We start from the raw sequence: 8,133 nt of genomic DNA, 5'->3' as shown, positions 1-8,133 counted from the left end.
AAAAAATGATGTACTTGTAATTGGCGGGGGATTCTCCGGACTGTTAGCGGCAATCGCCGTTGCAAAAAAAGGCAAAACCGTAACGCTGCTCAGATTTGGACTCGGTACGTTTGAAATTGGTGGTGGTCTGGTAGATCTTATGGCATATCCGAAAGATAACAGACCTTGCCGGACTCCGGCAGAAGGAATCCAGCAGCTTTCGCCGACTCATCCATACAGTAAACTGGGGCTGCCACTTATTGAAGAAGCAGTCGAGTTTTTTTTAAATCTCACCAAAGAAGCAGGCTATGAATACGAAGGCAGCACGATCCAAGCTTTACATTGGGTTCCTACCGCTGTCGGAACCATGAAACCAACCGGACTCTATTCAAAAACGTTTGATGGTGAGCTGTTAAAAGATGCCAAAACCGTTTATGTGGTAGACTTTAAAGGTCTCAAAGATTATTATGCAAAAATGACAGAACAAAATCTCAAAAAACATTTGGGTGAAGACAAAGAATATAAAATTGTTACCGTTGATCCGCATATGGAAGAAGCGATTGGCGGCCGAGATATTATGACAATGGATATCGCTCGCTGGATTGATACCAAAGACGGTTTAGAAGAATGCACGAAACAGCTAAAAGCTGTTATAAAACCAGGAGCCGCCGTTGTGCTGCCCCAAGTGTTGGGAACAAAACCAGATTATACTCCCTATACATTCTTGAAAAACGAACTACAGTGTGACATTACCGAAACGCTATGCATTCCGCCATCCATGTCCGGAATGCGTTTATCCAAAATGCTTCATGACTGTGCCAGAAAATATGGAGTCAAAATTATTGAACAAGCGAAAGCAACCGGATCGGTTATTCGAGATGGTCGCTGTGAAGCCGTTCTTGTAAATGGTGTTGGTAAAGAACATACCTATTATGCGGACCATTTTATTCTTGCCACGGGTGGCTTTTATGGTTCCGGTCTTTATGCACCCAGTGCAAAAAAAGTTACCGAACCCGTATTTAATCTACCCGTGAATGTTTCAGTCGGTGAAGAAACTTGGGCTAATTTAGACTTGTTTTCGGATAAAAAACAACCATTTGCCCAAGTTGGCATTGCTGTAGATCCTGAAATGCGTCCTATTGATAAAAAAGGACAGTGCATTTTGAAAAATGTTTTTGTCACAGGTCGTAATCTTAGTGGATATGATTTTAGTTTTGAAAAATCCGGAAATGGTGTAGCACTTGTCTCTGCCTATCAGGCAGCTGTCTCGGTGCTAGAGGTGAAATAATATGGATGATAAAAAAATAAACTTACCCGATTGCTGCGTTGCCTGTACTGCCTGTATAACAGCATGCCCTGTAACCGCGGCAACACATAAATTTCGTGGACCGAAAATGGTTGGCCCCGCGCAGTCTCGACTGAATTTTGCCGAAAATGATTCCGAAGCATCCCTTGAATACTGCTCAAACTGCAAGAACTGTGATATTGCCTGTCCGTCCAGTGTACCAATTTCAACCTTGAATATGTTAGCTCGGGCAAAATATTATGAAACACATCCGCATTCACAGCGTGACGAAATGATGGGACATCCTGAAAAAATGTCCAAACTCGTGGCAAAAATACCATTTGGAGCATTTTTTGCCAACACAGGTATGTCCGTTGGTCGTACCTTAGGCATGATTAAAGTCATGGGGTTAGCCGATCAAAGACCGCTGCCAGCCTATTCCGACCAAACCTTTGCTTCCCTGTTTAAAAGCAAACAACAACCAGAACTAGAGAAAAAAATTGTATTTTTCCCAGGCTGTATTATTAACTATAACGAACCGCAGATTGGCTTGGACTTCATCGACGTTATGAACAAAAATGGCTATCAGGTCATATTTGACGAAAACTTTGTTTGTTGTGGTTCACCACTCGTTACAACCGGATTTTTGAATGAAGCCAAAGAAAATGCCCAAACAAATACAAACCTTATCAAACAATGGGTCGATAAAGGCTATCCAATTCTTACGCTTTGTACAAGCTGCAGCTTGATGATCAAAGATGAATACCAAGAACTTTTTGAAGGTGAAATTCCGGACATGGAAGAAAATGCAAAACATATTTTTGATGCCTGTGAATTTTTAGAAGCACTCTACCAAAATGATCAATTAAATGAAGAATTTGGTGAAGTGAGCCATGAATTTATGTATCATGCACCGTGTCATTTGCGTGTACAGGGAATTGGACTTCCGGCCATGGAACTACTCAGACTCATATCGGGTGTTAAAGTAACCGATGCCGATGCTGGCTGCTGTGGAATTTCAGGCAACTATGGTTATAAAGCGGAAAACTATGATCTTTCCATGAAAATAGGAAATACTCTCTTTGATACAGTAAAAGCAAGTGGTGTCGATACGGTTCTTACAGATTGTGGTACATGCCGCGCACAGATTGAACATGGCGCAGATGTAAAAACGATGCATCCAATCAGTATATTGGCGGAAGCTTACCATAATGCAGATTTAAGTGAATAAGAGTTAAATCTAAACTGCGGCTTTAAGATAAAGAGGCTTGATATAGATAATTTCGAGGCTGGAGCGTAAAACTTGTTAAAAAAGGTGCTTACAGAACAAAACCTGCAACACCTAGAAGCATCATTGTAAATTATAAAATCTTTTGAAATGATGGATATGAATATTTTTGAGTGTTATAATATAGATAAAGAGATAGTTGATGTTGTGATGCATCGGCTCTTCTCGAATTAAATATTCTGTGAAGAAGACCGCTCTCGCAACCGCTAGGCGGTTTTTTTCATGCCGTTATTTAAAGTTATAAAAACAAACATCCTCGGTGTTCTTTAATATAGAATCATTTCATTTATGAATAATATTTTTTGGCATAAATAAGGATATGGCGGCAAGCCCAATGAAAATATAACTTAACATTGTAAATACATCAATATAAGCAAGAATGCTTGCCTGTAACTGAATGGATTGATAGAGTTTAGCTAAACTTCCTTTTACAATTTCCTTTTGATTTATGAAAGATATAAAATGTGAGCTTTGTAATATATGTGTATATATATCCAGATAATTTCTATATCCCCATTCTCCGATATTTAAATGTGCTACCAATTGAGATTGTTCTATTTGCCGACTGTGTACAAGATAGTTTGTAACTAAAGAGATTCCGATACTTCCCCCAATGTTTTTCATTAAAACGGTAATAGCAGATGCATTATTGCTGTCTTTTGTAGAAATTTTTGAAAACGCTAGTGTTGTTACCGGAATCAATAAAAAAGGAATGCCTATCGTTTGTAAAATTCGCATAAAAATAAATGAAGCTTCATCGGTTTGTGGACTTAATTGCGCAGATACCCACATGCTGACTGCACTAAATAACATACCAAATGCAATCAGATATTTTGCTTGGATGATATTTAATAATTTTCCAACAACAGGAAGAAGAATTAAAATAGCAATACCACCTGGTACGAGTATCATTCCTGATAAAGTTGCATTATAACCAAAATTAGCTTGTACCAACATAGGTAAAAGCATAACGGTGACATTGACAAAGGCACCAATAAAAAACGTCATGATGCAGGATAATGCAAAGCTAGGGATGGTAAACAGTTTTAAGTCAACAAGCGGATATTTTTGTTTTAAAAGCCAAAAAATTGATGCTAAAATGCAACTGACGGATACAATCGAAAAAGTAACAATAAAAAAATTATCGAACCAATCATATTGTTCCCCATTGTCTAATACAATTTGTAACGTTCCTAGACCAATAGCAATAAGTCCAAGACCAATATAATCAATACTACCGACTTTTTGTTTACGAGAAGAAACGGAATCATATACAAATTTTTTAACTAATAAAGCTGCTACTATTCCAACGGGAATATTAATAAAAAAAATCCAGCGCCAGCTAAATTCATCCGTAATATATCCACCAAAAGCAGGACCTAAAATCGGGGCTAAAACAGTAGCTATGCCAGTAATAGCAAAAGCCATTCCTAGTTTTTCAGGAGGGAAACTGTCTTTTATAATAGCTTGTTGGCTAGGTTGTAAACCACCGCCTGCCAGACCTTGTAATAACCGAAAAAAAATTAATGCTGACAGGGATGTTGCTATACCACATAAAAATGAAGTTGTTGTAAAACCTATAATACAAAATAAAAAAAAGTTTTTACGCCCCATCAAGGAGGAAAGCCATCCTGATATGGGCAAAACAATAGCATTTGTTATAAGATACGATGTGAGTATCCAGGTGCTTTCTTGCATACTAGCACCAAGATCACCAGCAATATGAGTAAGTGCTACATTCGCAATTGTTGTATCTAAAATTTCCATAAAAGCGGCAAGACTAACAGCTGTTGATATAAAAAGTGGATTTGTGTGCTTTTCGTCCATCGTTACACATCGCCTTTATTGAGGTGTACAGTTGGAATTACAGACATACCGGGTCCCAGTAATAAAGCATCTTCCGGTGATAACGGATCAAAAGTGATTTTAACAGGAAGGCGCTGTACTGTTTTTACAAAATTACCCGTTGCGTTTTCAGCGGGAAATAAAGAAAAATAGGATCCTGTACCAGCTTGAAAACTATATACTATCCCAGTTAATTTTAAATGGGGGAAGGCATCAACCGAAATATCAACTTTATTTCCTGGATGCATACCTTCTAATTGATTTTCTTTAAAATTTGCTATGATCCATAAATCAAGACCAACTAAAGAGCAGAGCTGTGTTCCAGCCTCTACGTATGATCCAACTTCAACGCTGCGTTTCGTAATCCTTCCGTCCATAGGGGCTATTATCTTTGTGTTTTGTAAGTTATTTTTAGCTTCTGCTAAATCTGATTTAGCTTGTTTTTCTTCAGCTTTTAATTGTTCAACTGTATCTTGTGAGGCGGCAATAATAACGGGTGCTGCATTTGATGAATCTAGTTCAGCCTGCATTTGTTCTAAAGTTGCTTTTGCGGAACCTTCTGTTGCAACAGCTTGATCAAATTGTTCTTGAGAACAGGCACCACTATTTATTAACATTTGCATGCGTTGCTTATCTGCATATGCTTTTTCCCAGGTGGCTTGGGCAGCATCGATTTTCTTTTTTGAAACTTCTACATTTGCTGGAGCAGTTATACCTGCTTTTATCGCATTGTTTTGTGCTGCGGATATTGCTGCTTTCGCTGTAAGTAAAGCAGCTTGTGCATGATCTACTTTTACTTGGTAATCTGTAGTGTCAATTTCCATGATAACATCGCCGGCACTTATTTTTTGGTTATCTTCAACATTGATTTTTTTTATGTAACCCTGAACTTTGGGACTTAATACAACAGTTTTGCCGTCAATTATTGCATTGTCGGTAGAAATATCCTGATGGTACTTATGAATATAAAATCCAATGCCTAAAAATAATAAAACAATAAAGATAAATAATATCATTATTTTGACTTTTTGACTTTTCATTATTATAGTCACGCCTTTCTCTGTACTGTTTGATTTTGCATTTCCAAAGTAAACACATGTAAATTATAAAAATCCTTACTTCACTATTTAAATGTACACCAGGTGAACAATGAAGTCAAGGGGGATTTTTGTGTAGAAAAGTATAGCATTATTAATCTATGGAGTAGTAAATAGGGCATACTTCTTAAAAATTATTTCAATTAAAAAAGTGAGAAACATTTATATATTGACAAAATAAAAACGGGAGTATATATTCAATAACACAATAGGTAAGCATTATATCTGAAGGGAGGTTTTATAAATTGGAAAAGAAAATACCATATGCTGTACAATTTGAAAAAGTTTTAAGAATTGCTAATAAAATAAATGAAGCCTTAAAGGAACCTAGATCGTTTGGAACCGCTGAAATATTATATGCTTCAGAAATACATATTATTGATATTATTGGTAGAAACCCAGGTATTAATATTACAGAAATTGCAGAAAAAATGGGGATTCGAAAGAGTGCTATTCCGAAAGTAATACAAAAATTAACGCAGAAAGATATGGTTGTTCGTTCGGCAAAGCAGCAGAATAAAAGAGCAGTTCAGATGGAATTAACAGATAAAGGGGAAATAGCGTATAATTATCATTTGAATTTTCATGAGATGCTTAGTAAGAATATCATAAAAAAGTTCAGCACTTTTACACAAGAAGAAATGTTGTTTTTTAATGAAATTATGTCTGATATTGAAAGCTGTGTGGATGATATATTGTGTGAACATAAGGAGCGCTGAGGCTTTAGAAGATTCAAAGAGGGGTTGCATAGCGGTTTTTTTCATGCCGTTATTTACGGAATGAAAGAATGGCAAGAAGCAGGATAACATCCCCCCTACTCTGGGAGTAGAAAAACCGGCACCATCAACTATCTCAGAGAAAATTATATCACTTCATTATATTTCATTGTTTTTAATAAAATTAAGAGAGGTGAGAATTTAAAATGTCACTTTTGGAAATTTGTCAAAAATCCCTTTTGAAAAACAATTTCAATTGTGAAATTGCAGAAAATGTAGTGGAAGCAAGTACATTTATAAAAAATATTATAATGGATATTAAACCTCAAACTGTTTCCTATGCTGACTCAGAAACGCTTAAAAGTACAGGGATTCTTGAGTATTGTAAAACTTGCAGTGATTTCACATTTATTGATACCTTTAATCCGGATGAATCATTTAAAGAACAGCTAGTTCGAAAAAAAGAAGCACTTACGGTAGATTTATTTTTAACCGGAACCAATGCAGTAACACTTGATGGTATTCTGGTGAATCTTGATATGATTGGTAATCGTATCGGAGGGATAACTTTTGGTCCTAAAAAAGTTATCTTAACGGTAAGTCTGAACAAAATCGTACAAGATCTTGATGCTGCATTTAAAAAAGTTCGAGAATATACTGCGCCGAGAAATGCAGCACGGCATCCAGAATTAAAAACTCCGTGTATAACCATGAATAAATGTATGAACTGTTCTTCACCGAGAAGAATATGCAATAGCTGGTCAATCATAGAAAAATCATATCCTAAAGGAAGAATAACTGTAATTATTATTAAGGATGAACTTGGTATTTAGTGTATATAGTTATGGAGAGCTATGTACAATTCATGCTGTTATTTAAGGTGACAAACAACAAATTTCCCTGGGTGCTATTAGTAATAAAAAGGTACTTACAGAACAAAATTTGTAGCACCTAGAAGCATTATTGCAAATTATAAAATTTTTTGAAATGATTGATATGAATATTTTTGAGTGTTATAATATAAACAAAGAGATAGTTGATGTTTGGTTGCGTCGGCTCTTCTCCATATAGATGCTTTGAAAAGAACCCGCTTAACCGTTTAGGCGGTTTTTTTCATGCCGTTATTTACGGAATGAAAGAATGGCAACAAGCAGAATACCAAAGGTTATATTAAAGATAACGTTTCATAAACTGTCATAGAACCACCCCCTACTTTGGGAGTAGAAAAACCGACACCATCAACTATCTCTGAGAAAATTATAGCACTCCTGTTCTATTTAAACAAATTGATTTTACAATTGTATGATTTTTATTCGGCGATTGAATAATGGGTTTCAGTCGTTTGTTTTGCGGCCTGAAAAATGCAAAAAAAAGGAATAAAAAGGTGCTTACAGAACAAAGTCTGCAGCACCTAGAATCATCATTGCAGATTATAAAATATTTTGAAATGATTGATATGAATATTTTTGAGTGTTATAATATAAACAAAGAGATAGTTGATGTTTGGTAGCGTCGGCTCTTCTCTGTTGAATGTTTTGAAAAGAGCCCGCTTAAAACCGTTTAGGCGGTTTTTTTCATGCCGTTATTTACGGAATGAAAGAATGGCAACAAGCAGAATACCAAAGGTTATCATTAAAGATAACGTTTTTCATAAACTGTCATAGAACCACCCCCTACTCTGGGAGTAGAAAAACCGACACCATCAACTATCTCTGAGAAAATTATAGCACTCCCGTTCTATTTAAACAAATTGATTTTAAAATGATATGACTTTTATTAGGCGACTGAATATAGGCTTCAGTCGTCTTTTTGTAGCGTGACTTATTGCGATGGTAATAAGCAGTAGCTGATGCTGTGGTAGAAATCGAGAGGTGCTCTTTTATGTCGTGACCTTTGAAATGAAGTGAATTTAGTGGGATTTCA

At 36.1% G+C, this 8,133-nt stretch carries 6 protein-coding genes and 1 pseudogene; 4 read left to right on the top strand and 3 right to left on the bottom strand.

What is annotated here, in order from left to right; translation table 11 throughout:
• Positions 1-1,267 (top strand): anaerobic glycerol-3-phosphate dehydrogenase subunit GlpB (glpB, locus tag F606_RS0117200; protein WP_019555133.1); only part of this gene is annotated, 1,267 nt, incomplete at its 5' end.
• Position 1,268: 1 nt separating this feature from the next.
• Positions 1,269-2,495 carry an anaerobic glycerol-3-phosphate dehydrogenase subunit C gene (locus F606_RS0117195; protein ID WP_019555132.1) on the top strand — a complete coding sequence of 409 codons (1,227 nt, stop codon included), beginning with the start codon at positions 1,269-1,271 and terminating at the stop codon, positions 2,493-2,495.
• A 339-nt stretch (positions 2,496-2,834) separates the two neighbouring features.
• On the opposite strand, the gene F606_RS0117190 is transcribed toward F606_RS0117195, so the two are convergent.
• Both F606_RS0117190 and F606_RS0117185 read right to left on the bottom strand, forming a co-directional pair.
• Positions 2,835-4,379, bottom strand: a complete 1,545-nt coding sequence (locus F606_RS0117190) for a DHA2 family efflux MFS transporter permease subunit (RefSeq protein WP_019555131.1) — start codon at positions 4,377-4,379, stop codon at positions 2,835-2,837.
• A gap of 2 nt (positions 4,380-4,381) precedes the next feature.
• Positions 4,382-5,437 carry an HlyD family secretion protein gene (locus tag F606_RS0117185; RefSeq protein ID WP_019555130.1) on the bottom strand — a complete coding sequence of 352 codons (1,056 nt, stop codon included), beginning with the start codon at positions 5,435-5,437 and terminating at the stop codon, positions 4,382-4,384.
• Between the two features lie 302 nt (positions 5,438-5,739).
• Between F606_RS0117185 and F606_RS0117180 the strand changes: the two genes are divergently transcribed.
• Together F606_RS0117180 and F606_RS0117175 are read left to right on the top strand one after the other, a co-directional pair.
• Complete coding sequence (locus F606_RS0117180) at positions 5,740-6,213, top strand: MarR family winged helix-turn-helix transcriptional regulator (RefSeq protein WP_019555129.1); 474 nt, start codon at positions 5,740-5,742, stop codon at positions 6,211-6,213.
• 203 nt (positions 6,214-6,416) lie between these two features.
• Positions 6,417-7,043, top strand: a complete 627-nt coding sequence (locus F606_RS0117175) for a lactate utilization protein (protein ID WP_019555128.1) — start codon at positions 6,417-6,419, stop codon at positions 7,041-7,043.
• Between the two features lie 749 nt (positions 7,044-7,792).
• Here F606_RS0117175 and F606_RS24035 read toward each other — a convergent pair.
• Positions 7,793-7,855, bottom strand: a pseudogene (locus F606_RS24035) (putative holin-like toxin); the annotation flags it as partial.
• Between the last annotated feature and the right edge of the window lie 278 nt (positions 7,856-8,133).

This window comes from Propionispira raffinosivorans DSM 20765 (genome assembly GCF_000381065.1).
In the GTDB taxonomy this organism is placed as follows: Bacteria; Bacillota; Negativicutes; order Selenomonadales; family Selenomonadaceae; genus Propionispira; species Propionispira raffinosivorans.
This window is presented reverse-complemented; position numbering and strand designations above follow the sequence as displayed.